This window comes from Mesorhizobium sp. P160187 (assembly GCF_057766425.1).
Genome location: NZ_JBYMDX010000003.1, coordinates 1,838,755 through 1,861,628 on the forward strand (window position 1 = coordinate 1,838,755; position 22,874 = coordinate 1,861,628).

Here is a 22,874-nt window from a genome sequence, read left to right on the forward strand (position 1 = left end):
AATCATATCACCCTCGGGCTCGCGTTTCGACTATCTACCTTCATCGGGCTGCGCGGCTCGCCGTCGCGCCAGCTGCCGTCGGCCCACATCCGATCGAACGCCTGGCGGTAGTCCGGATAGCGGAACCGGTAGCCCGCTGCCTTGATCGCGGCGTTGGCGACGCGCTTGTTCTCGCCATAGAAGGACCGCGCCATGGGCGAAAGTTGGGCGGTCTCGAAAGGAATCTCCGGCGGCGGCTCGACGCCCATCAGCGAAGCGGCATAGGTGACGACATCCTGCGGCGGCGCCGGCTCGTCATCGGTGACGTTGAAAATGCCGCCTCTATTGCCACCGATGAGGTGCCAGAGCGCACCGGCGATGTCGTCGCAATGGATGCGGTTGAACACCTGGCCGGGCTTGACCAGCCGCCTGGCCGTGCCGTTTTCCAGATTGACCAGCGCGTTGCGTCCTTGCCCGTAAATGCCGGAAAGCCGCAGGATCGCCACCGGCTTGCCGGTATCGAGGCCAAGCTGCAGCCAGTCTCGCTCGGCCGCCACTCGCATCGACGAGCGTTTCGACACCGGCCGGCACTCGGCCGTTTCATCGACCCAGGCGCCGTCATAATTGCCATAGACGCCGACGGTCGAAAGATAGCCGATCCAGCGAAGCGCCGGCATCGCCTCGATCGCCTTGCGCGCGGCGAGAAGCACAGGGTCGCCGGCCTCCTCCGGTGCCACGGAGATAATGAGGTCGGTGGCTTTCTCTAGCGCGTCGCTGATCTCAGGCGTCAGCACGCCGTCGAACAGCAGCGGGGCGATGCCGGCCTGCCGTAGCGCGTCGAATTTTTCCACTGAGCGCGTGGTGCCAAAAATGAGATTCTTGTGAAGAGGGACCCCCACCCTACCCCTCCCCACAAGGGGGAGGGAACGCTGCCGCGCGCTCTTGCCGATCCCAGTCGCTGGGTCAGCCAAGGTAGGCGCTTCCGCGAGTTCCCCTCCCCCTTGTGGGGAGGGGTTAGGGGTGGGGGTATTCGTAGTGCGCAAACCGTGCCAGCCCGCATTGGCCCGTGCAAAGGCTTTGCCCGAATAGCCGGCGCCGAAGATAAAAACCTGTTTTTCGCTCATGCGTGCGCCTCAATTGGCAATACGGACAGCCATTCGCCCCGCACTGTCGTGTCGGTTTCAGTGTTCGAGTAGATCGCCGCCTGCCTGTTGAATTCGGCGGCCGGCACCAGCCGCGACAGCGCCCAGATCGCCGCGCCGCGCACCAGCGGCGAGGCATCGCCAAGCAGATCGCGCACCGGGCCGGCCAGCGAAACATCGCCGGAATTGCCGGCGGCAACCAGCACATTGCGGACAAAGCGGTCGCGGCCGATGCGCTTGATCGGCGAGCCGGAGAAAAAGGTCCGGAACGCCGTGTCGTCTAGCTGCAACAGCTCGCCCAGCGGCGGCTCGCGCAGTTCGTCGCGGGCAGCAAGCTTGGCTTCCGAAGCGGCGCGGGCAAACTTGTTCCACGGGCAGGCGGCAAGGCAATCGTCGCAGCCATAGATGCGGTTGCCGATCTTTTCGCGGAATTCTTGCGGGATCGGCCCCTTGTTCTCGATGGTCAGGTAGGAGATGCAGCGCCTGGCATCGAGCCGGTAGGGCGCCGGAAAGGCATCGGTCGGGCAGGCGTCGAGGCAGGCGCGGCAGGAACCGCAATGGTCTACCTCGGTCGCATCTGGCGTGAGCTCCGCCGTGGTGAAGATGGTGCCGAGAAACAGCCAGGAGCCGTGCTCGCGGCTGACCAGATTGGTGTGCTTGCCTTGCCAGCCGAGCCCGGCGGCCTCAGCCAGCGGCTTTTCCATAACCGGGGCCGTATCGACGAAAACCTTCACGTCGCCGCCGGCCCGCGCGACGATCTTGCCGGCGATCTCCTTCAGCCGGCCCTTCATCACTTCGTGATAGTCGCGGTTTTGCGCATAGACCGAGATCGCGCCGCGATCGCGCCTTGCCTGCAGCGCACGCGGATCGTGGTCGGGGCCGTAATTCATTGCCAGCACGATGATCGAGCGCACCTCGGGCCACAGCGTCGAAGGCTCGCTGCGGCGTTGGAGCGTCTCCGCAATCCAAGCCATCGAACCGTGAAAACCATCGGCGACGAATTCTGCCAATCTGGCCGGCGCCAGCGGGATCGCGTCAGGCGTGGTGACGGCAACCGCATCGAAGCCGGCGCGCCGCGCCTCGGCGTCGATCAGCGCGCGCAGGGTTTGGCTTCTAGAAGTCGAGGTCCGCATAATGCGAAACCGGCGACAGGCCGCGAACCCGGTCGGAGAGCAGCGGCCGGAACGACGGCCGCGATTTCACCCGCGTGTACCATTCGCGCGCCGCGGCATGCTCGCGCCAATCGATCTCGCCGAGATAATCCAGCACCGACAGCGTCGCCGCTGCCGCCAGGTCGGCATAGGTGACCTTGCTGCCGGCCAGCCAATGACGGGTGCCGGCCAGCCAGTTGGTGTACTTCATGTGCTGGCGAATGTTGGCGCGCGCCGCGCGGATCGCCGCCGAATCGGGGGAACCGCCGCCCGCCGTTTCCGGCATCACCGGCTTCAGCACGCGCTCGCGCACCAGATGCCGGGTCACTTCGCTCTCGGCCTTGTTGAGATACCAGTCGGTCAGGCGGCGGATTTCGGCGCGCTGCATCGGGTCTTCCGCAAACAGGCGCTTGTCGCGCTTCAGGACACCACGTGTTTCGTCGAGATATTCAGCGATCACCATGGCGCCGACGATCGGCACGTCGCCTTCGGCCAGCAGGATAGGCAAGGTGCCGGCGGGGTTCAGCGCCAAAAACTCCTTGCGCCGCGTCCACGGTTTTTCCTCGATCAGCGCCAGCTCCTCGCCATATTCGCCGAAGGCGAGGCGCACGAAGCGGCAGGTGGCGAACATCGGGTGATGGAAAAGCGTCAGCATGATTCCGCGATATTAAGGCGCACTGGCGAATCGCCGTCCGCACCGGTAAGTCTTGGCGGCCCGTCATGCGGCCGTCACGGTGCTGCGACCTATAGGGGGACTTCCGCGCCGTGACAAGCAAGCCCTTTTGCCAGCCGTTTCCTTCCGTCCCTTGAATGCCGAGGTTGCCATGGATAGCCACACCATCGTCGAAGCCCTGCTGCTCGGCCTGCTGGAGGGGCTGACCGAGTTCATCCCGGTCTCCTCGACCGGCCATATCCTGCTCGCCGGCCATTTCCTCGGCTTCCATTCCACCGGCAAGGCCTTTGAGATCCTGATCCAGCTGGGCGCCATCCTGGCGATCCTCAGCGTCTATTTCCGCCGCCTGTGGCACATGCTGCTCGACCTGCCGTATGACCGGCTGACGCGGCATTTCGTCCTCGGCATCCTGATTGCCTTCCTGCCGGCCGCCATCATCGGCGCGCTGGCGCATGATTTCATCAAGACGGTGCTGTTCGAATCGCCAAGGCTGATCTGCATCATGCTGATCATCGGCGGCGTCGTGCTCTTGGTCGTCGACCGCATGAAGCTGCAGCCGGTCTACCGTGATGTCGAGCGCTTCCCGACAAGGCTTTACCTGCAGATCGGCCTATTCCAGTGCCTGTCGCTGATCCCCGGCACGTCGCGCTCCGGCTCGACCATCGTCGGCGCGCTGCTGCTGGGCGTCGACAAGCGCGCGGCGGCGGAATTCTCCTTCTTCCTCGCCATCCCGACCATGGTCGGCGCCTTCGCCTTCGATCTGTTCAAGAACCGCAACGTGCTGAGCAGCGCCGACCTGCCGATCATCGCTATCGGCTTCATCGCCGCCTTCCTTACCGCGCTGATCGTCGTCCGCTTCCTGCTCGATTACGTCTCGCGCAACGGCTATTCGTTGTTCGGCTGGTGGCGCCTGGTGGTGGGAGCGGTTGGGTTGGTGGCGCTTTTCATTTGGGGGTGAGCTTTACCCTCCCCCTTGTGGGGGTCCGAAGGACGGGCGAGACAGGCGGCTCGCCCCGGTCAGTCGATCCGCAAAGCGGATCGGGGTGGGGGTCGGCGCCACACCCCGCCCCGTTTCACCAACGACGCGTCGCGTCGCTTGCTCACCGACTCTCCCCACAAGGGGGAGGGTAAAGGCCGCTAACTCCTCCCAAAAAACGCGTTCTCGACATGCACCGGCCAGCGCCAGGGCAGCACCGCGATCATGTCGAAGCGCATCGACAATCTGCCGTAGTCCGGCTGCCGCGACAGCCAGATGTCGGCGGCGCCTTCGATGCGGCGCTCCGATTCGTGGCCAATCGCCTCCATCGCTTCCATCAGCGTGCGCCGCGCCTTGACCTCGACGAACAGCACCAGGTCGCCGCGCCTGGCGATCAGGTCGATCTCGCCGAAGCGGGTGCGATGCCGGCGGGCGAGGATGCGATAACCTTTCAGCATCAGCGCCGCTGCCGCCAGCCACTCGCCGCGATGGCCGCGCCGATAGGCTTTTTGGCGGCTGGCGGCCGGGCGCTCAGCCACCTTCGCCTTCTCCAACCGCATCCCTGAGTTCCAGCAGCCGCCGGTAAAGCGCCTGCTTCTGCCCGCCGGTCATCTTCGCCGCCTCCGCCGCCGCCTTGGACGCCGGCATTTCGGCGGCCAGCGACAGCAGCAGCCTGTCGATGTCGGCGGGTTGGTCGGCCTTGATCTCGGCGGGCCCGACGCAGATGACGATTTCGCCCTTCGGCGTATCGGCCGCCGCATAATGATCGGCCAGCGCCTGCAGCGTTCCCGTCCGCATCTCTTCGAAAGTCTTGGTCAGCTCGCGGCCGATGGCGGCCTTGCGCGCGCCGCCCAACGCCTCGACCATGGCGACCAGCGTTTCGGCCAGCCGGCGTGGCGACTCGAAGAAGATCAGCGTTGCCGGCACCGCCCTGAACGTTTCCAGCTTTGTCATCCGCTGCCCTGATTTCACCGGCAGAAACCCGGCAAACAGGAAGGCGTCGGACGGCAGGCCCGACGCCGTCAGCGCCGCCAGCGGCGCCGATGGGCCGGGGATCGGCACCACGCGCAGGCCGCGCTCCAGCGCTTCGCCGACCAGCCGGTAGCCTGGGTCGGAGATCAGCGGCGTGCCGGCATCCGAAATCAGCGCCACGCTCTGCCCGGCCTCGAGTGCCGCGATCAGCTTCGGCCCGGCCTCGCCGGCGTTGTGCTCGTGATAAGCGGTGGTGCGCCGCCGGATGCCGTAGCGATCGAGCAACACGCGCGAGACGCGAGTGTCCTCGCAGGCGACGATGTCGGCGGCGGCCAGCGTCTCCAGCGCGCGCAGCGTGATGTCGGAGAGGTTGCCGATCGGCGTCGCCACCAGATACAGCGCCGGCGCCAGCGGCCGGACTGCGGTCTCGGTCTGCCCGATCACATAGCTGCGTTTCTCGCCGGTCACCGGGTCTCTCCATTTCGCCCTGTTTGGCATGGCGCGCGCCGGGTTGCAAAACTCCCGAACGTCGGGCCAAACCTGACGCCGATGTAACCCGGCGGCCATGTCTTTGCCACAGTGGGGAACGAAAGCGTGGCTGGCGGATTGAATACCTGAATCTCTTGAGGAGGAGGACAGGATGGACAGCCTGGAATTGCAGGATGTTTTCGAGCCCTACTATGCCGGGCGCAACCGCGTGCCCGCGCCAAAGGGCAAGCGTGCGCTCGCCGAGAGCGACACCGGCCTGACCAGTCGGGCGGCCACCGCCTTGCCGACGAATGTCAGGCTTTCGGACAACAAACCGGACAGCACGACGGAGCACTGACCGTACGATGCCCAATCGTTTCGATATCTTCATCACCCGTCTTGAAACGAAGAGCGCCCGCGAAGGCGCGCCGCCGCATCCGATGAACGACCAGAACAGCGTCCGCCGGGACAAGAGCGACGCCAAGCCGGCCCGGACCGGAGAGGCGCATGCCGAGAAACACCGCGGCAAGCGCCGCTTCAAGCACGACGCTTGACGAAGAGCACGTTTTTCAAAGGCGTTATCGCGCCAAATCCGCCACCACGGCATCGAGCACGATCATGCCGGCTGGCGTGGCGCGTAGCCTGGCATTGCCGATCGGCGCCACCAGCCCCTCATCCTGCAGCACGGTCAGCCGGGCGCTCGACAGGCCGCGCCCGGAAAACGCCTCGTAGCGGGAAAGGTCGATGCCTTCGGCCAACCTCAGCCCCATCAGCAGGAACTCGTCGGCCTCTTCGGAGCGCGTCAGGATCTCGCCGCCGGTGACGCCATGGCCCCTGGCCTCCACCAGATTGGCCCAGGTCTCCGGCATCCGCTCGGCGATCGTCACAACACGGTGGCCGTTCTCGATAAAGCGGCCATGCGCGCCCGGTCCGACGCCGACATATTCGCCATACCGCCAATAGGTCAGATTGTGCCGGCTCTCGGCGCCCGGCCTGGCGTGGTTGGAAATCTCATAGGCCGGCAGGCCATGCGCCGCGGTGACCTCCTGAGTCAGCGCATAGAGATCGGCGGCCCGATCATTGTCGGGAACGGTAAACTTGTGCGCCGCATGCAGCGCATGGAACGGCGTGCCTTCCTCGATGGTCAGCTGGTAGAGCGACAGATGGTCGGCGGCATGGCCGATCGCCTGTTCGAGCTCCGCCTGCCAGTCGTCCAGCGTCTGGCCGGGGCGGGCGTAGATCAGGTCGAAGGAGAGTCTTGGGAATATGTCCCGTGCCAGGCCAATTGCATGCAGCGCCTCGTCGACATTGTGCAGCCGGCCGAGGAAGCGCAGATCCTTGTCGTTCAGCGCCTGCACGCCGAGCGACACGCGGTTGACGCCGGCCGCGCGGTAGCCGCGAAAGCGCTCGGCCTCTACCGAAGATGGATTGGCTTCCAGCGTCACCTCGATGCCGTCGGGCACCGTCCAGTTCTTCGCCACGGCGTCCAGCACCGCCGCCACCGTTTGCGGCTGCATCAGCGACGGTGTGCCGCCGCCGAGAAAGATGCTGGTCACTTCGCGCGCCCCGGTCCGCTCGCGCATCGTCTTCAGCTCGGTCTCGAAGGCGCGGGCAAAGCGCTCCTGGTCGACCGGCTGGTGGCGGACATGGCTGTTGAAGTCGCAATACGGGCATTTGGCCGCGCAGAACGGCCAGTGGATATAGACGCCGAACCCCGGGCTGCGGTCCAGCGACATCAGGCTGAGCCTAACCTGGCGCGGGCGAATTTCTGGAAGGCGCGGGCGCGGTGCGAAAGCGCCGTTGCCTGGCCGGGCTTCCAGCCATGCTTTTCCTCAGCGCTCATCTCGCCGAACGTCTTGTCGAAACCGTCGGGCAAAAACACCGGGTCGTAGCCAAAGCCCAGTTCGCCGCGCGGCGGCCACACCAGCGTTCCCTCAGCCTCGCCGCGATAATATTCAGCCTCGCCATCGGGGAAGGCCAAGCAGATGACGGCGACGAACCGCCCCTTGCGCTGCGCTGGCTCGGCGGCGCCGACCTCCTGCAAGGCCACTTCGGTGCGCTGCATGGCCATGCCGAAGTCGCGGCTGCCGTCGGGAGCTTCGGCCCAATTGGCGGTGTAGACGCCGGGAGCGCCGTCGAGCGCGTCGACGCACAGGCCCGAATCGTCCGACAGCGCCGGCAGGCCGGTCGCCTTAGCCGCGGCGAAGGCCTTGATGTAGGCGTTTTCCTCGAAGGTGGTGCCGGTCTCCTCCGGTTCCGGCAGGCCGTAGTCCTTGGCCGACTTCGCCTCGAAGCCGAACGGACCCATCAAATCGGCGAATTCGCGCAGCTTGCCTTCATTGTGGCTGGCAACGACGATCTTCTTTCCATCGAGAGAATGCATCAAAGGCCCCAGATCCTTGGCTCGGCGAATTCGATCGAATTGCCCGAGGGGTCGCGTATGTAGATCGAACGCCCGCCCTGCGGCCATTCGAATTCGCTTTCGATAGCGATGTTTTTCGCCTCAAGCTGCGCCTTCCAGCGCGCGAGTTCATCCGCACTTGCGGCAAAGCAGAGATGGCCCTGCCCGACCGTGCCATGCGGCGGCACTTTCAGCCGCGCATCCGGCGCCGGCGGGATTTTGGTGGCTTCGGCGTTGAAGATGAGCAGTACGCCCGGGCCGCAGCGGAAGAAGAGATGGCGGCCGTCGACCTTGCCGAGGAGAGGGAGGCCGAGGACATTGGAGTAGAAGGCTTCGGCAGCGGCGAGATCCGTGACGTAAAGCGCTGACTCAAGAATAGCGGAGGGCGTCACGAGGCGCCCCCCTCTGCCCTGCCGGGCATCTCCCCCGCAAGGGGGGAGATTGGCAGTTCCGCTGGCGGCGTCTCAACGTTGATGGTTGGCGAAAACGGTAGCGACCTCTGATCTCCCCCCTTGCGGGGGAGATGGCCGGCAGGCCAGAGGGGGGTGTGAAGGATCGCCCACGTCATCGCAGTAAAGTCAGGCCACAGCCATCTGCTGCAAGCTCACCAGCCGCTGAATGCCCTTCTTGGCAAGGCCCATCAGCTCCGCGAACTGCCCTTCCGAGAAAGGCTCGCCCTCGGCGGTGCCCTGGATCTCGACGATGCCGCCCTTGCCGGTCATGACGAAATTGGCGTCGGTGCCGGCAGATGAATCCTCGATATAGTCGAGGTCGATGACCGGCTGGCCGTCATGGATGCCGCAGGAAATTGCCGCGACATGGTCCTTCAGCACCTTGGCAACACTGGCCATCTGCCGCGCTTCCATCCAGCGCAGGCAATCGTAGAGCGCCACCCAGCCGCCGGTGATCGAGGCCGTGCGGGTGCCGCCATCGGCCTGGATGACGTCGCAGTCGACGGTGATCTGCTGTTCGCCCAGCGCCTGCAGGTCGACAACGGCGCGCAAGGAGCGGCCGATCAGCCGCTGGATTTCCAGCGTGCGGCCGCCTTGCTTGCCGGCCGAGGCTTCACGGCGCATGCGCTCGCCGGTCGAACGCGGCAGCATGCCGTATTCCCCCGTCACCCAGCCCTTGCCGGAATTGCGCATCCAGCCTGGCACCTTTTCCTCCAGGCTTGCCGTGCACAACACATGCGTGTCGCCGAATTTCACCAGGCACGAGCCTTCGGCGTGTTTGGACACGCCGCGCTCGAAGGAGATGGCGCGCATTTCGTCGGCTTGGCGTTTGGAAGGGCGCATCGAGGCCTCTTTCTGTTCTTTTTAGGGTTGCGTCGGCGGCTTGTAGACGCATGCAGCCCATGGCGCAAAGGAAAAGGCCGGGCGATCTGGCACAGACGCCGGGTTGCGCGGGGGCGATGGAAGTCTATATCCTTGAGCCGGAGGTTTTTGGCTCGAATGACCAAGGCAGTCACCGAACCCAGTCTGCTGGCGCCCGCGCTGCAATCGCTCGACATGCGTTCGCGCGACATTTTTAGGCGCATCGTCGAATCCTATTTGAAGGACGGTGAGCCTGTGGGATCGCGCAGCCTGTCGCGCATCCTGCCGTCGTCGCTGTCGCCGGCCACCATCCGCAATGTGATGAGCGACCTCGAACATCTCGGCCTGATCTATGCCCCGCACATCTCGGCCGGGCGCCTGCCGACCCAGACCGGCCTGCGCTTCTTCGTCGATGCCTTCATGGAGCTTGGCGATCTCTCCGACGAGGAACGCCGGGTCATCGAGGCGCAGGTGCGCGCCTCCGGCTCGGGCGCGACGCTGGAACACATGCTGACCGAGGCCAGCCAGATGCTGTCGGGCATGTCGCGCGGCGCCGGCCTGGTGCTCGCCACCAAGAACGAGGTGGCGCTGAAGCACATCGAGTTCATCCAGCTCGAGCCGACCAAGGCGCTGGCGGTGATGGTGTCGCAGAATGGCGATGTCGAGAACCGCGTCGTCGACCTGCCGGCCGGCATCACCGTCTCGCAGCTGCACGAGGCCTCCAACTTCCTCAACGCCCATATCAGGGGCCGCACGCTCGCCGAGGCGCGCATCGAGATCGCCCGCATCAAGGACGAGACCCGGGCAGCGCTGGACACGCTGTCGCAGGACCTGGTCGAGAAAGGCCTGGCGGTGTGGGCCGGCGCCGATAGCGGCCTGCCGGCGCGCCTTATCGTGCGCGGCCGCGCCAATTTGCTCGAAAACGTCACCGCCCAGGCCGATATCGAATTGCTGCGCCACCTGTTCGAGGATCTGGAGACGCAGGACGGGCTGATCCAGCTGCTCGACCTCGCCGAGGACGGCCCCGGCGTGCGGATCTTCATCGGCTCTGAAAACAAGCTGTTTTCGCTGTCCGGCTCGTCGCTGGTCGTGGCGCCCTACCGCGACAAGGACGCCCGCGTCGTCGGCGCGCTCGGTGTCATCGGCCCGACCAGGCTGAATTATGCCCGCATCGTGCCGATGGTCGACTACACGGCCCAATTGATTACCCGGATGTTAAGATAATTCCGAAGCCGGGATCACCGTAAAGGAGGGCGCAGAATGGCGCTTGAATCGTTCAAGGCCCAGATCAGCATGCTGCTCGAAGAAATGGTCAACCAGCCGGAGGACGAGCACGAAATCCAGGAGCAGCTGCGCGAAAAACTGCGCGAAATGCGCGCCATGGGCTTGCCGCTGCCGGAAGATCTCGTCGCATTGGAAAAGCGTCTCGACGACGATCTCGACGTCGAAGAGGAAAGTTGAGCGGTTCTCTCGTCGAATCTGCGCGCGCGCACGCTTCTCTTTTGCGGCGGCCGCACAATATCTCCCTTGTGCATGACGCGCCGACCGGCGCGAGTTCGAGGAGAACAGCATGATCCGGATTGCCGGCTTGGCAGGGCTTGCCCTGCTTCTGGCCACCAGCGCCTTCGCCCAGGAGGCCGATCAACCGCTGCTGACCGGCAAAGACGCTTTCGGCGACTGGACGGCCGACAAGCCAGGTGTGCGCCGGCTGATCAAGCCGGATGATCTGCAAAAGCCCAACATCACCGGATCCGCCTCCAACAGCGCCGGCCTTGGCGATCGACCCGAGGGCGCGAAGCCCGTCCTGCTGCCTGGGTTTTCGGCCGAACTGGTTGCTTCCGGCATTTCCAATCCGCGGGTCGTGCGCGTGGCGCCGAACGGCGACCTGTTCGTCGCCGACAGTGACGCCAACCAGATCCGCGTCTATCGGCTGGCCAAGGGTAGCGCGAAGCCGGCCGAAGAGGGCATTTTTGCCGACAATCTCAACCAGCCCTATGGCATCGCCTTCTACCCGCCTGGCGACAAGCCGCAATGGGTCTATGTCGCGAACAACGACAGCGTGGTCCGCTACGCCTATCGCGACGGCGACCTTAAAGCCTCCGGCGAACCGGAGACGATTGTCTCCGACATCCCTACCGGCGGCCACTGGACCCGCGATATCGCCTTCTCGCCGGACGGGAAGACGCTGTATCTCTCGGTCGGCTCCGTATCGAACGTCGCGGAGGGCATGCAGAAGGCACCGAAGGGCGGCCTTGACGCCTGGGCAAAATCACAGCCACTCGGCGCCACCTGGGGTTCCGAGGATGGCCGTGCCGACGTGCTGGCCTTCGGCCCCGACGGCAAGAATGGCCGCATCCTCGCTACCGGCCTGCGCAATTGCTCGGGCATGACCGTGCAGCCGGCCACCGGCGCGCTGTGGTGTGTCGTCAACGAGCGCGACGGTCTCGGCGACGATGTGCCGTTCGAATATGCCACCTCAGTCAAGGACGGCGCCTTCTATGGCTGGCCCTGGTATTATTTCGGCGCCAACGAGGACCCGCGTCACGAGGGCGCGCGCCCAGACCTCGCCGGCTCGGTCACCGTGCCCGACGTGCTGATGCAGGCGCATTCGGCGCCGCTCAACATCGCCTTCTATGACGGCGGCAATTTCCCGGCAGAGTACAAGGGTGACGCCTTCGTCGCCCTGCACGGCTCCTGGAACCGTGGTATGAGGACCGGCTACAAGGTGGTGCGGCTGAGATTCAGCGACGGCAAGCCGACCGGCGAGTACCAGGATTTCATCACCGGCTTCGTCCTCTCCGACGACGCCGTCTGGGGCCGGCCGGTCGGCGTCGCGGTGGCCAGGGACGGCGCGCTTATCGTCACCGAGGATGGCAACGGCACCATCTGGCGCATCACCCATGTCGATGGCCCATCCTGAGCCGGCGAACAGCGCAATCCGGCCCTAATGCACGTCCCGATGGATCACCTTGGGATAGGTATGGATCACCTCGGCCGATGAGACGCGGTCATCGAAACCGGTATCCCTGAGATTGAAGAGCCCGACCGAGCCGAAGGACTTCTTCGCCCCTTGCGCGAAGCGGCTGTCGCTGAAATCGTGCTCGTAAAGCGTCACCGTGACGTGGCCGGCATTGAGCTTCGGCACGTAAACACTGCTGATGGTGTCGTTGGCGACGCCCAGTTGGTTGATGTGGAAGCGATAGAGGTCCTGCACCATGCGCCGGGCCGCATTGCCATTGATCATCCAGTATTCGCGGCGCGATGCGCGGTTCGGGTCGATGAGTTTGAGCGGCGCCTTGCGGCCAAGCCCGAGCCAGTGCTCGAACACCATCACATTGGCGCCCCAGGGATAGGGATAATTGGACTTGTCGATGATGCGTGGCGGGCCATCCTCGGCAATCTCGGCGGTATCGACATAATCCAACCATTGCAGCTGGAACGACGCTTCCACGTTGAGGTCGGTATTGCGCGGATCGGCAGCAATGATGCGCCAGTCCGAGACCGGCGGATATTTGGTGTCGAGGTCGATGTAGAATTCGCCTTTGGCGGTGTCGTCGGGGTCTATCTTTTGCGGTCCGTCACGCTCGATCGCCACCAGCCGCACCTTGAAGCGGTTGTTGACGACCAGCGGATAGATCATCGGACGAACGGGGTAGGCGCCAGGGTTCCGGCTGTCGGTAAAATATCCAGTCTGCGGAACGACATCGCTATCGCCCTTGTCGAACAGGCTGAAAGCCTGACGCCCCTCGAACCACAGATACCATTCCAGCTCGTGGACGTGACCGCGTGCTTCGGAATAGTTGTTGGGCATCCACTTCATGAGCTGGATGTGAAGTCTTTTGGCTAACATGGGTGCTCCTGCCGTTCGGACCATGCGAGATAGCCGACCGCCTTCGGGGCGTAAGTGAACCATCTCTCGCTTTCAGGCGAGGATGACCGGCTTTCATGTCCTGCTTGGCGCAATCGAATCCGTTTTGCCGTTGCAGGCTTTCATGGCATCAGAGTCGTTTCACGAGGTGCGACCGTCATGACCCTCACCGGCTTCCTTGCCTATAGTGCTGCGCTGGGCATCGCCGCCGCCATTCCCGGGCCCGGCGTCACCGCGCTTGTGGCGCGGGCGCTCGGATCCGGCTTCCGCTCATCGCTGGCGATGTCGTTCGGCCTGATGCTCGGCGACCTCATTTATCTCACCGCGGTGGTGCTCGGCCTTGCCTTTGTCGCGCAAAGCTTCGGCATGGTGTTTCTCGCCATCAAATGGCTGGGCGTCTCCTATCTCGCCTTCCTCGGCTGGCGTTTCTGGACGGCCGGGATCACGCCCGAGACTGTCGAGGCCAGGAAAGGCAAGGGCGGCCTGGTATCGAGCTTCCTTGCCGGCCTCACCGTCACGCTGGGCAACCCGAAAACGATGATCTTCTACCTCGCCATCACGCCGACCATCGTCGACCTGAAGACCATCACGCTCGCCGACTACGGCATCCTGGTCGCGCTCACCGTCATTGTGCTCTTCGTGGTGCTGGTGCCATATCTTGCGCTGGCCGCCAAGGCGCGCTGGTTCCTGAAATCGCCACGCGCGATGAGGGCGCTGAACCGCACCGCCGCCGGCTTCATGGTGGGCGCGGCCGCTGCCATTGCCGCACGTCAGTAGATCGGTTCAGGCCCATCCATTCCGCCGATCGGTCCATCCGGAAAATGCGGCTTGAGGGGACAAGCGTTTTCAGCAAGCGGCCCACTCGATATTTTCGGCCGGCAGCCTATCTTGCGCGGGCGAAAGCCCTATTCTGTCCGCCGACGCCAATTGCCTGATCTGATTTGGGAGCGAAACCAATGAACAAGCCTTCCGCGCGCGTGCCCGGCCGCGGCCGTGTCTACAACTCGATCACCGAGACGATCGGCGACACGCCGCTGGTGCGGCTCGACAAGTTCGCCAAGGAGAAGGGCGTCGTTGCCAACCTTCTTGCCAAGCTCGAATTCTTCAATCCGATCGCCTCGGTCAAGGACCGCATCGGCGTTTCGATGATCGAGGCGCTGGAAGCGTCGGGCCGGATCAAACCCGGCAAGACGACGCTGATCGAGCCGACCTCGGGCAATACCGGCATCGCGCTCGCCTTCGCCGCTGCCGCCAAGGGCTACAAGCTGATCCTGACCATGCCCGAAACCATGTCGGTGGAGCGCCGCAAGATGCTGGCGCTGCTCGGCGCCGAACTGGTGCTGACGGAAGGGCCGAAAGGCATGAAGGGCGCCATCGCCAAGGCGGACGAGCTGGCCGCCACCTTGCCCGACGCCGTCATCCCGCAGCAGTTCGAAAACCCGGCCAACCCGGAGATCCACCGCCGCACCACCGCTGAGGAGATCTGGAACGACACCGATGGCGGGGTCGACATCTTCGTCGCCGGCATCGGTACCGGCGGCACGATCACCGGCGTCGGCCAGGTGCTGAAGCAACGCAAGCCCTCGGTGCATGTCGTCGCCGTCGAGCCGGAGGCCTCGCCGGTGCTGTCGGGCGGCCAGCCCGGCCCGCACAAGATCCAGGGCATCGGCGCCGGCTTTGCGCCCAAGATCCTCGACACCTCGATCTATGACGAGATCGTCAAGGTCTCCAACGAGGATTCGGTCGCCAACGCCCGCCTCGTCGCCCGCCTTGAAGGCGTGCCGGTCGGCATCTCGTCGGGCGCTGCCCTGCAGGCCGCCATCGCCGTCGGGTCGCGGCCGGAGAACAAGGGCAAGAACCTAGTGGTGATCATCCCGTCCTTCGCCGAGCGCTATCTGTCGACGATCCTGTTCGACGGGCTGGGGGCTTAACGTCTTAACTGGATAGGCGGCGATCCTTCGCACCCCCCTCTGCCCTGCCGGGCATCGGGGGGTGCTGTCCCTCCGACATCGGAAGTCTCATGGCTGGACCGCAGAAAACCCGGCCGTGGCGTCCGCCACCGGCTTGAGCGGGAGGCGGCTTCAGGGTCAAATCGCCCCGGCCTGCTTCGCGCGGGCAGGGGGAGAATCACATGTACAAGCTTTACACGCGCCCAGGCAGCGGCGGTTTTGTCGTCGAGGCCGCATTGGCGCTGGCAAACGCGCAATTCGACCAGATCGACGTGCCGAAGAAGGATCCGCCGGACCCGGCTTTCCTCGACATCAGCCCGTTGAACCAGGTTCCGGTGCTGACCTTGCCCAACGGTCAATCGATAACCGAATCGGCGGCGATCTGCATCCTGCTTGCCGAGCGCCATCCGGAGGCGGGTCTGGCGCCGGCCGCCGGATCGCCGGATCGCGCCGGTTTCCTGCGCTGGATGGCGTTCATGTCATCGGTGCTCTACCCCGCCATCCTGCGCCTCTACTATGCCCATCGCTACACCACCGATGCCGACGGCAAGAAAGCCGTCAAGCAGGCAGCCATTGCCGAGATGGACCGCGGCTTCGCCATTGTCGATGCAGCCCTCGAGGGGCGCGGCTGGCTGTCGGCGACGCGATGTCGCTGGCCGACGTCTACCTCGTCATGCTGGTGGCCTGGCACCCCGATATGGACAAGGCGCGAGCCGACTGGCCGAACATCGAACGCTTATGGTCGGCGCTGCGCGCGCATCCGCTGATGAAACGGCTCAACACCACGCATGAGATGTGGCCGGCCTGAACGGACGCTTCAATTTCGCAGGATCGCCCGTTTCGCCTGCAGGAAGCGGCGCACGGCGGGGTCGCGTTCAAGGCCGATCGCCCGGTCATAGGCTTCGACCGCTTGCGCCGCATTGCCGAGCCTGGCCAGCAGGCCGGCGCGAGCGGCCCAATAGGGCTGATAGTCGTTGAGCCGCTTGTCGTCGCCCAGCACGTAGAGCGCCGCCAGTCCTGCCGCCGCCCCTTCGGCCTCGGCAATCGCCACGGCGCGGTTGATCGAAATCACCGGCGAGCCTGATATCGCCGACAGCGCATCGTAGAAGTTACGGATCGCCGCCCAATCGGTTTGGCCGGTCCGTCGCCGCGTCGCATGCACCGATTGTACCGCCGCTTCGAGCTGGTAGCGGCCGATGACGCCCATGGTGGCGGCGTGGCCCAGCAGCGCCTCGGCTTCGTCGATCAGCGCGTGATCCCAAAGACGGCAATCCTGTTCGGCGAGCGGCACATAATCTCCAGCCGCATCGCGCCGCGCCGGGCGGCGCGCCTCGGCAAACAGCATCAGCGCCAGCAGGCCGAGCGCTTCCGGTTCGTCCGGCATCAGCGATGCCACCAGCCGCCCGAGCCAGATGCCTTCGGTCGCCAGATTGCGCGCTCTCGTCTCGGTCCCTGCCGGGTCGGTCCAGCCTTCGGCGAAAGCCGCGTAGATCGCTTCCAGCACCGTTCCCAGCCGCTCGCCGAGTTCGGCGCGATCCGGCACGCGGAACGGAATGCCGATCTCGCGGATGCGGCTCTTGGCGCGCACCAGACGCTGGCCCATCGTCGCCGGCGAAACCAGGAAGGCCGAGGCGATCGTCGCCGCGTCGAAACCCAGAACCGTCTGCAGGATCAGCGGCGCCCGCACGCTGGCTTCGATCGCCGGATGCGCACAGGCAAACATCAGCCTGAGACGTTCGTCGGGAAGGTCTTCGTCTTCCATGCTCGCCTCCATCTCCTCGGCCATCAGCTTGAGATGGTCGCGGCTCGCCTCGCTGGTCAGCCGACGGCGCACCGCGTCGACGCGCCGCCGGCGCGCCACGGCCAGCAGCCATGCTTCCGGCTTGTCGGGCACGCCGGTCTGTGGCCAGCGCTCCAGCGCCGCGGCGAAGGCCTCGGCCAGCGCGTCCTCGGCGCCGGCCACGTCGCGGGTGCGCGCCGCTAGCCAGGCGACCAGCTTGCCGTAACTCTGCCGGGCGGCCGCTTCGGCCGCCGCCCGCGCGATCTCCGGGCGATTGTCCATCACGGTTTCATTTCTTGGGCATGTGGTCGGCCATTTCCCAGATCGGCCGCAACTCGACCGTGCCGGCGCTCGCCGCCGGACAGCGCGCCGCCCACTCGATGGCGGTATCGATATCGGCCGCCTCGATCATGTAGAAGCCGGCAAGCTGCTCCTTGGTGTCGGCATAGGGGCCGTCGATCACGTTGGTCTTGCCGTCTGTGATCCGCACCGAGGTGGTCGCCTGGGTCGGGCGCAACCGTTCGCCGGCGAGCCATGCGCCGGATTTCTTCAACGCTTCGGTATAGGCGGCATATGCTGCGCTCATCTGCTGAGCCTTCTCGATTGGCGTGTTCGCCTGCGCGGCTTCGTCGCTGTTGATCAAAAGCATGTATCGCATGGGTCTTCTCCCGTGGTTTCGAAGGCCGCGTCCTAGCGGGGCCAGACGTATGTCGCGCGGCGGCGGCCGATTTCGACAGGCTTCAGAAAAAACTTTCGCCTCCGCCAGGAGATTTCGCAAGGACCAGATGTTCCTTCGTCTGCTGGCGGATGACCGGCAGCGGACTGGCCGTGGCTCCGCACAGCACTATCCTCTGTCGTTGGCGGGCACGTCACACGAGGCGTGGGAGAAGAGAATGGAACTCGTGACCCACAAGAAATTCAAGAACGGCCGGTTGATGCCATGGGGCAAAGGCACGGTCGTCAGCGGTGCGAAAGGCACCGTCTATCTCTGCGGCAACACCGCGACATCGGCTGACTACGATCCGGCCGGCAAGAAGGGTGGCGGCTTCGCCGGCGATGCCGCGGCGCAGTGGCGGGAAGTTCTCGGCAACATCAAATCGGATCTGGAAGAACTTGGCAGCGGGCTCGACCATCTCATCAGGCTGACCTTTTTCGTCAAAGGGCCATTTCCCGACGGCGGCGTCCTCAGCTCGCCTAATTTTCGTCTCGACGTGCTGGACGCGCTTTTCGCCGAGCATTGTCCGAAGCATTGCAGCGACAACAATCCGCCGCCTTCGGAGGTAATCGGCGTCGCAGCGCTTGCCCAGGCAGACATCGTCATCGAGATCGTCGCCGTCGCGGCGCTGCCGGACTGAGGCGCGAACGAACAGGCCGGCCTTGCGCGACGTCGCCGTTGCGATCGAAGCGCGTCGGCACGAGCGGCGGCGCCGCGCCGGTGCGGGTTTTGCACCAGGCCTCGGCTTTGGCCAGTGAGCGCCCGGCGACGAGCAGGATCAGGCGTGGCTCGCTCTCCAGCAATTGCACGATGCGGCCGCCGAAAATGCCATAGCCGCCAACGACCAGAAGCCTCATGGCGCCGCTCTTTTTGCGTATGTCGTTTTCCCGGAACCGAGGTCACTTTTGGGTGACAGGCGATTAGCCGATCACGCGCGCACGTATCGCGGCGGACAGGATCTCGCAACTGTCCTTGCGGCCGAACATGGCGTAGCGGTTTTTGGCGATGCGTTCGTAGAGCCAGTCACGCAAGGGGCGCGGGATGAGCAGCAGGGCCTTCGCCGCCCGCCACGGCCAGCCGAGTTCGGCCATCACCGCGATGAAACTGTCCAGCCGCATGAAGGGAGCGCCGCCGACAAGGACCAGATTGGTCTCGTAGCTGTCGGTGCGCAGCCCGTATCTCTGGAACAGCGCCTCGCCGAAGGGCGACTGCGCCGTGGCGAAGCGGAAGCGGTTTTTGCGGTCGAGCCCGACCACCGTGCGTACGAAGCCCGAGCACAGCACGCAGACGCCGTCGAAAACGATCAATGGTTGGCTGGCATCGAAGGGTTCAGGAGAAGAAGTCACGGGACGTCCGGCAGCTTGTGTCTTCAGACACTAAGCCCGCCGGCAGCGGGATCAAAGCCGCGGCGTTGTCGCACGGCTTCTCGCGGCCAGCGCGGGGCGCTCGGCGCGATAGGTGGTTGCGCGGGGATCGGCCTCCGGTCTGCAGATCCGGCTGTCGTGACGCGTTTCGAATGTCATGATCAATGCGCGCCGAGCGAGCTGCCGCGACGGGCGCAGGCCGGACCCGGGCCGCGCATGTAGTAGCGCTCCGGCCGATAGGTCGGCGCGATGAACTCACGGATGGCGGCGGCATAGCCGGCGATGTGGCCCCAGAATTTCATTTTACTCAAGTCCCTGTCCCGATTTCGGATGTCCCGTCCGATTGCGGGGATCATAGCGTCGAGGCGTGAATAGTCGGTGAACACGATGTTAATCTTTGGTCGAAAACCCCATGCTTCGTGGCCGGAATGCGGCTGTTTGGGGGTCTTTCGGTGTGGTTCGTCGCCATTTCCGGCATTGTGACTTTTGCATCACATATGTTTCGTATGGATGTCGCTTGAGCGCGGTTCTGTTTCAGATTTGGCGAGCCTCTCGAAATTTCCATGCTCGCTGCCGAAATGCCCCTGGCTGCGCGCCCGGAACCGGAACGGGCCTTGCCCGTTCTCGCTTGAACCGCATCGCGCAGGAGTTCGCCATGGCACCTCGCCCCGCCTGGAAGGGCTATCTGAAACTGTCGCTGGTCACCTGCGCTGTCGAACTGACCAACGTCGTCACCCACGCCGAAAAAGTTTCGTTCCGGGTGCTCAACCGCAAGACCGGCAACACGGTCAAGCGCATCTATGTCGATTCTGAAACCGGCAAGCCGCTGGGCGATGGCGACGAGATCAGGGGCTATGAGGTGAGCCCCGGTGAGTTCGTCTATGTCGAGGACGAAGAGATCGAAGCGGTGCAGATCGAGTCCTCGCACACGATGGCGCTGGATGGCTTCGTCGACAAAGCCTCGATAGAGCAGATCTATCTCGACACGCCCTATTATGTCACGCCCGCCGACAAGGTGTCGGAGGAGGCCTTTGCCGTCATCCGCGATGCCATGGCGGACAAGAAGATGGCCGGGCTGGCGCGCGTCGTGCTCTATAGCCGCGAGCGGCCCGTGGTCATCGAGCCGCGCGGCAAAGGCATGGTGCTGACCACCTTGCGCTACGGCAACACGGTGCGGGAGCCGGAGAGCATCTTCGGCGACATCAAGGCGGTGAAGACCGACCAGGAGATGACCGATATGGCCGAACGCATCATCGACAAGAAGAAGGGGAAGTTCGATCCGTCGACATTCGAGGACAAGTTTGAGGACGCGCTGCTCGAACTGATCCGCGCCAAGAAGGCCGGAAAGAAGGCTCCGAAAGCGCAGGCCGCGCCCAAGCCGTCCAATGTCGTCAATCTGTTCGACGCGCTGAAGAAGAGCCTGTCCGATGGCGGCCAGGCGGAAGTCTCGGCGAAGAAGGCCAAGCCGGCGGCAAAAAGCGGCAAGGCGAAAGCTTCTGCGCCCAAGCGCAAGTCGGCTTGAGGGTCGGCGCCGTGGCCAGCCTCGAACAATATCAGTCCAAGCGCGATTTCAAGAAGACGGCCGAGCCGGGGGGCAAGGTCGCGCGCGGCAAGCAGCCCGGCGGCATCTTCGTCGTCCAGAAGCACGACGCGACCAGGCTGCACTATGATTTCCGCCTCGAGCATGAGGGCGTGTTGTGGAGCTGGGCGGTGACGCGAGGCCCGAGCCTCGACCCGCACGAAAAGCGGCTGGCCGTGCATGTCGAGGACCACCCGATCGACTATGCCGGCTTCGAGGGCACCATTCCCAAGGGCGAGTATGGCGGCGGCACCGTCATCGTCTGGGACGAAGGCACATGGACGCCAGAGATCGACCCCGCCAAGGCGATGAAGAAGGGCCATATCGACTTCGAACTCAACGGCCAGAAGCTGAATGGGCGGTGGCATCTGGTCAGGTTAAGACCCCGCCCTGGCGAAAAGCGCGACAACTGGCTGCTGATCAAATCCGACGATGCCGCCGCCCGCCCCGGCGAGGATATCCTGAAGGACGCACCGAAATCGGTGAAGTCCGGCCTGACCATCGAAGAGGTCGCGGAAGGCAAGACCGCCGACGGCAAGAAGCCGAAGGTCTGGCACTCCAACAAGCCCGCGGCATCCAGCAAGGCGAAAGCCGGCAAGCGCCTCGACTTCGTCGAGCCGCAGCTGGCGACGCTGGAGCGCGAGGCGCCGCCCGGCGAGGACTGGCTGCATGAGGTGAAGTTCGACGGGTACCGCATGCAGGCGCAGATCGCCGGCACGGAGGTGCGGCTGCTGACCCGCACCGGCCTCGACTGGACGGAGAAATTCGGCCCCGAGATCGTCGCGGAACTAGCCCAGCTGAAATGCAGCGACGCCATCATCGATGGCGAGATCGTTGTGCTCGCCGACAGCGGCGTTTCGTCCTTCTCGCTGCTGCAGCAGGATCTCTCCGCCAATCGAACCAACCGCTTCACCTACTATGTGTTCGACCTGATGCGGCTTGACGGCAAGGATTTGCGCCGCGAGCCGCTGGTCGAGCGCAAGCAGGCGCTGCAGGAGCTGCTCGGCGAGACGGCCGAAAATGCCGCCGTCCGCTTCAGCGACCATTTCGCCGAGCCCGGCAAGATCATGCTGCAGCACGCCTGCCGCATGGGCCTTGAAGGCATCGTCTCCAAGCGCGCCGATGCGCCCTACCGCAGCGGCCGTGGCCCAAGCTGGGTGAAGTCGAAATGCACGGCCCGCCAGGAATTCGTCATCGGCGGGTATCTGCCCTCGGACAAGACCGGCCGCGGCCTGCGCTCGCTGCTGGTCGGCTACCACGAGGGCGGCAAGCTCCACTATGCCGGCCGCGTCGGCACGGGCTTCACAGCCAGGAGCGCCACCGATCTGAAGAAAAAACTCGATGCGCTGAAGGCAGACGCCTCGCCCTTTGCCGCCGCCGTGCCGAAGGGCAAGGGCCTGGTCTGGGTCAGGCCCGAACTTGTCGGCGAAGTGGAGTTCCGCAGCTGGACGTCGGACCGTATAATACGCCACGCGTCGTTCCAGGGACTGCGCGAGGACAAGCCGGCGGAGGAAGTCGTGCAGGAAAAGGCATCGAAGGCGGCGAACAAGGCAAAGCCGGCGGCAAGCAGCGCCGGCAAGGCCGCCGGGGCTAAGGCGCCCGCGACGATCACGACCAGCGTAAAACTATCCCATCCCGACAAGCTGCTGTGGCCCGAGGAAAAAATATCCAAGCAGGCTTTGCTTGAGCACTATGCGCTGGTCTGGCCGCGCATGGAGCAGTTCGTCGTCAACCGGCCGCTCAGCCTGGTCAGGGCGCCGGACGGCATCGGCGGTCCGCGCTTCTTCCAGAAACATGCCTCGGCCGGCATGAGCGACAAGATCGCCCGGATGAAGGATCCGACCGATGGCGAGGAAATCCTGTTCATCCGCGATTTCGACGGCCTTGCCGCCTTGGTCCAGTATGGCGTGGTCGAGGTCCACATCTGGGGCTGTAAGATCGAGGAGCTGGAAAAGCCGGATCAGATCATCTTCGATCTCGATCCCGACGAAGGCGTAGACGTCAAGGCGGTGCGCGAGGCCGCACTCGACATCAGAGGCAAGCTTGACGACCTGTCGCTGCCGAACTTCGTCAAGCCGTCAGGCGGCAAAGGCTATCACGTGCTGGTGCCGCTGAAACCCTCGGCGGATTGGGAGGAAGTCAAAACCTTCTCCCATGATTTCGCCAAGGCGCTGGAGCAGGCCGCGCCCGACCGCTATACGGCGACGCTGTCGAAAAAGGCGCGCACCGGAAAAATCTTCGTCGACTATCTGCGCAACGGCAGGGGCTCGACCACGGTCGCGCCCTACTCTTCCCGCGCCAAGAAGGGCGCGACGGTGTCGATCCCGGTGACCTGGGCGGAGGTCGAAAAAGGGTTGGCGCCGAATTCCTTCCCGATCGGGGGCAAGACGACGCTGAAGGAACTAGCGGAGGCCGATCCGTGGGTGGACTTTTTCAAGCAGGGGAAGGTGCTGAAGCGGGGGTGAGCGTCGCGCGCCTCACCTGCTACGCAAGCGTTCCGTCACACCCCCCTCTGTCCGGCAGGACAGAGGGGGGTGCTGTACC

At 64.7% G+C, this 22,874-nt stretch carries 26 protein-coding genes and 1 pseudogene; 12 read left to right on the forward strand and 15 right to left on the reverse strand.

Annotated elements, in window-relative coordinates:
• Positions 1-2: 2 nt before the first annotated feature.
• From AC3CCE_RS12315 to AC3CCE_RS12325, 3 genes are read right to left on the reverse strand one after another with little or no spacing between them, the layout of a single operon-like run.
• Positions 3-1,103 carry an SDR family oxidoreductase gene (locus tag AC3CCE_RS12315; RefSeq protein WP_488377142.1) on the reverse strand — a complete coding sequence of 367 codons (1,101 nt, stop codon included), beginning with the start codon at positions 1,101-1,103 and terminating at the stop codon, positions 3-5.
• The gene (gene queG, locus AC3CCE_RS12320) at positions 1,100-2,254 is read right to left on the reverse strand and encodes a tRNA epoxyqueuosine(34) reductase QueG (RefSeq protein WP_023710341.1); all 1,155 of its coding nucleotides are present in this window, start codon (positions 2,252-2,254) and stop codon (positions 1,100-1,102) included. Before queG ends, AC3CCE_RS12315 begins: the two co-directional genes overlap by 4 nt.
• Positions 2,235-2,927, reverse strand: a complete 693-nt coding sequence (locus AC3CCE_RS12325; protein ID WP_023672063.1) for a glutathione S-transferase family protein — start codon at positions 2,925-2,927, stop codon at positions 2,235-2,237. The genes queG and AC3CCE_RS12325 overlap by 20 nt, the downstream gene beginning before the upstream one ends.
• Before the next feature lie 169 nt (positions 2,928-3,096).
• Between AC3CCE_RS12325 and AC3CCE_RS12330 the strand changes: the two genes are divergently transcribed.
• A complete protein-coding gene (locus AC3CCE_RS12330; protein ID WP_352626658.1) occupies positions 3,097-3,903 on the forward strand; it encodes an undecaprenyl-diphosphate phosphatase in 807 nt (268 codons plus the stop codon).
• Between the two features lie 179 nt (positions 3,904-4,082).
• On the opposite strand, the gene AC3CCE_RS12335 is transcribed toward AC3CCE_RS12330, so the two are convergent.
• Positions 4,083-4,460, reverse strand: a complete 378-nt coding sequence (locus AC3CCE_RS12335; protein ID WP_023698068.1) for a YraN family protein — start codon at positions 4,458-4,460, stop codon at positions 4,083-4,085.
• Complete coding sequence (rsmI, locus tag AC3CCE_RS12340) at positions 4,453-5,361, reverse strand: 16S rRNA (cytidine(1402)-2'-O)-methyltransferase (RefSeq protein ID WP_352626656.1); 909 nt, start codon at positions 5,359-5,361, stop codon at positions 4,453-4,455. The genes AC3CCE_RS12335 and rsmI overlap by 8 nt, the downstream gene beginning before the upstream one ends.
• 172 nt (positions 5,362-5,533) lie before the next feature.
• Between rsmI and AC3CCE_RS12345 the strand changes: the two genes are divergently transcribed.
• The gene (locus AC3CCE_RS12345) at positions 5,534-5,719 is read left to right on the forward strand and encodes a hypothetical protein (RefSeq protein ID WP_023681229.1); all 186 of its coding nucleotides are present in this window, start codon (positions 5,534-5,536) and stop codon (positions 5,717-5,719) included.
• Positions 5,720-5,726: 7 nt separating this feature from the next.
• Positions 5,727-5,915 (forward strand): hypothetical protein, encoded by a 189-nt coding sequence (locus AC3CCE_RS12350; protein ID WP_023672058.1) that lies wholly within the window; start codon positions 5,727-5,729, stop codon positions 5,913-5,915.
• Between the two features lie 24 nt (positions 5,916-5,939).
• Here AC3CCE_RS12350 and hemW read toward each other — a convergent pair whose 3' ends face one another.
• The 4 genes from hemW to rph all read right to left on the reverse strand — a co-directional run bounded on the left by hemW (position 5,940) and on the right by rph (position 9,057).
• Positions 5,940-7,097 (reverse strand): radical SAM family heme chaperone HemW, encoded by a 1,158-nt coding sequence (gene hemW / locus AC3CCE_RS12355; RefSeq protein ID WP_352626654.1) that lies wholly within the window; start codon positions 7,095-7,097, stop codon positions 5,940-5,942.
• The gene (rdgB, locus tag AC3CCE_RS12360; RefSeq protein WP_352626652.1) at positions 7,097-7,744 is read right to left on the reverse strand and encodes an RdgB/HAM1 family non-canonical purine NTP pyrophosphatase; all 648 of its coding nucleotides are present in this window, start codon (positions 7,742-7,744) and stop codon (positions 7,097-7,099) included. Before rdgB ends, hemW begins: the two co-directional genes overlap by 1 nt.
• A complete protein-coding gene (locus tag AC3CCE_RS12365) occupies positions 7,744-8,154 on the reverse strand; it encodes a VOC family protein (protein WP_352626650.1) in 411 nt (136 codons plus the stop codon). Before AC3CCE_RS12365 ends, rdgB begins: the two co-directional genes overlap by 1 nt.
• A gap of 186 nt (positions 8,155-8,340) precedes the next feature.
• Positions 8,341-9,057, reverse strand: a complete 717-nt coding sequence (rph, locus tag AC3CCE_RS12370) for a ribonuclease PH (protein ID WP_352626648.1) — start codon at positions 9,055-9,057, stop codon at positions 8,341-8,343.
• A 156-nt stretch (positions 9,058-9,213) separates the two neighbouring features.
• On the opposite strand from rph, the gene hrcA reads away from it, so the two are divergent.
• The 3 genes from hrcA (at position 9,214) to AC3CCE_RS12385 (ending at position 11,995) form a co-directional block, all read left to right on the forward strand.
• Positions 9,214-10,299 (forward strand): heat-inducible transcriptional repressor HrcA, encoded by a 1,086-nt coding sequence (hrcA, locus tag AC3CCE_RS12375; RefSeq protein WP_023681233.1) that lies wholly within the window; start codon positions 9,214-9,216, stop codon positions 10,297-10,299.
• Positions 10,300-10,335: 36 nt separating this feature from the next.
• Entirely contained in the window at positions 10,336-10,536 is a 201-nt protein-coding gene (locus AC3CCE_RS12380; protein WP_023672050.1) for a hypothetical protein, read from the forward strand.
• A 109-nt stretch (positions 10,537-10,645) separates the two neighbouring features.
• Positions 10,646-11,995 carry a PQQ-dependent sugar dehydrogenase gene (locus AC3CCE_RS12385; RefSeq protein ID WP_352626645.1) on the forward strand — a complete coding sequence of 450 codons (1,350 nt, stop codon included), beginning with the start codon at positions 10,646-10,648 and terminating at the stop codon, positions 11,993-11,995.
• 24 nt (positions 11,996-12,019) lie between these two features.
• Here the strand turns inward: AC3CCE_RS12385 and AC3CCE_RS12390 are convergent, their stop codons facing one another.
• Complete coding sequence (locus tag AC3CCE_RS12390) at positions 12,020-12,925, reverse strand: hypothetical protein (protein WP_352510718.1); 906 nt, start codon at positions 12,923-12,925, stop codon at positions 12,020-12,022.
• Between the two features lie 177 nt (positions 12,926-13,102).
• Between AC3CCE_RS12390 and AC3CCE_RS12395 the strand changes: the two genes are divergently transcribed.
• The 3 genes and pseudogenes from AC3CCE_RS12395 (at position 13,103) to AC3CCE_RS12405 (ending at position 15,700) form a co-directional block, all read left to right on the forward strand.
• Complete coding sequence (locus AC3CCE_RS12395; RefSeq protein ID WP_352510717.1) at positions 13,103-13,720, forward strand: LysE family translocator; 618 nt, start codon at positions 13,103-13,105, stop codon at positions 13,718-13,720.
• A gap of 179 nt (positions 13,721-13,899) precedes the next feature.
• Positions 13,900-14,874 (forward strand): cysteine synthase A, encoded by a 975-nt coding sequence (gene cysK / locus AC3CCE_RS12400; RefSeq protein ID WP_023672045.1) that lies wholly within the window; start codon positions 13,900-13,902, stop codon positions 14,872-14,874.
• A gap of 200 nt (positions 14,875-15,074) precedes the next feature.
• A pseudogene (locus AC3CCE_RS12405) lies at positions 15,075-15,700 on the forward strand (glutathione S-transferase family protein).
• A 9-nt stretch (positions 15,701-15,709) separates the two neighbouring features.
• On the opposite strand, the gene AC3CCE_RS12410 reads toward AC3CCE_RS12405, so the two are convergent.
• Both AC3CCE_RS12410 and AC3CCE_RS12415 read right to left on the reverse strand, forming a co-directional pair.
• Positions 15,710-16,954, reverse strand: coding sequence for an RNA polymerase sigma factor (locus tag AC3CCE_RS12410; protein WP_286489111.1), 1,245 nt, complete (start codon positions 16,952-16,954; stop codon positions 15,710-15,712).
• Between the two features lie 7 nt (positions 16,955-16,961).
• Positions 16,962-17,330 carry a YciI family protein gene (locus tag AC3CCE_RS12415; RefSeq protein ID WP_352626642.1) on the reverse strand — a complete coding sequence of 123 codons (369 nt, stop codon included), beginning with the start codon at positions 17,328-17,330 and terminating at the stop codon, positions 16,962-16,964.
• Positions 17,331-17,565: 235 nt separating this feature from the next.
• Here AC3CCE_RS12415 and AC3CCE_RS12420 point away from each other — a divergent pair, with 235 nt between their 5' ends.
• Complete coding sequence (locus AC3CCE_RS12420) at positions 17,566-18,027, forward strand: RidA family protein (RefSeq protein ID WP_023755312.1); 462 nt, start codon at positions 17,566-17,568, stop codon at positions 18,025-18,027.
• Here the strand turns inward: AC3CCE_RS12420 and AC3CCE_RS12425 are convergent.
• The 3 genes from AC3CCE_RS12425 to AC3CCE_RS12435 all read right to left on the reverse strand — a co-directional run bounded on the left by AC3CCE_RS12425 (position 17,990) and on the right by AC3CCE_RS12435 (position 19,062).
• Positions 17,990-18,244, reverse strand: a complete 255-nt coding sequence (locus AC3CCE_RS12425; RefSeq protein ID WP_023744857.1) for a hypothetical protein — start codon at positions 18,242-18,244, stop codon at positions 17,990-17,992. The two genes, AC3CCE_RS12420 and AC3CCE_RS12425, sit on opposite strands and share 38 nt — an antisense overlap.
• Positions 18,245-18,307: 63 nt before the next feature.
• Positions 18,308-18,733 (reverse strand): thiol-disulfide oxidoreductase DCC family protein, encoded by a 426-nt coding sequence (locus AC3CCE_RS12430; protein ID WP_031199395.1) that lies wholly within the window; start codon positions 18,731-18,733, stop codon positions 18,308-18,310.
• Positions 18,734-18,912: 179 nt separating this feature from the next.
• Positions 18,913-19,062 (reverse strand): hypothetical protein, encoded by a 150-nt coding sequence (locus tag AC3CCE_RS12435; RefSeq protein ID WP_196813601.1) that lies wholly within the window; start codon positions 19,060-19,062, stop codon positions 18,913-18,915.
• Between the two features lie 344 nt (positions 19,063-19,406).
• Between AC3CCE_RS12435 and ku the strand changes: the two genes are divergently transcribed.
• Positions 19,407-20,273: a non-homologous end joining protein Ku gene (gene ku, locus AC3CCE_RS12440; protein ID WP_023687543.1), complete on the forward strand. Its 867-nt coding sequence runs from the start codon at positions 19,407-19,409 to the stop codon at positions 20,271-20,273.
• Positions 20,274-20,284: 11 nt separating this feature from the next.
• Positions 20,285-22,795, forward strand: coding sequence for a DNA ligase D (gene ligD, locus AC3CCE_RS12445; RefSeq protein WP_352626639.1), 2,511 nt, complete (start codon positions 20,285-20,287; stop codon positions 22,793-22,795).
• Positions 22,796-22,874: the final 79 nt, after the last annotated feature.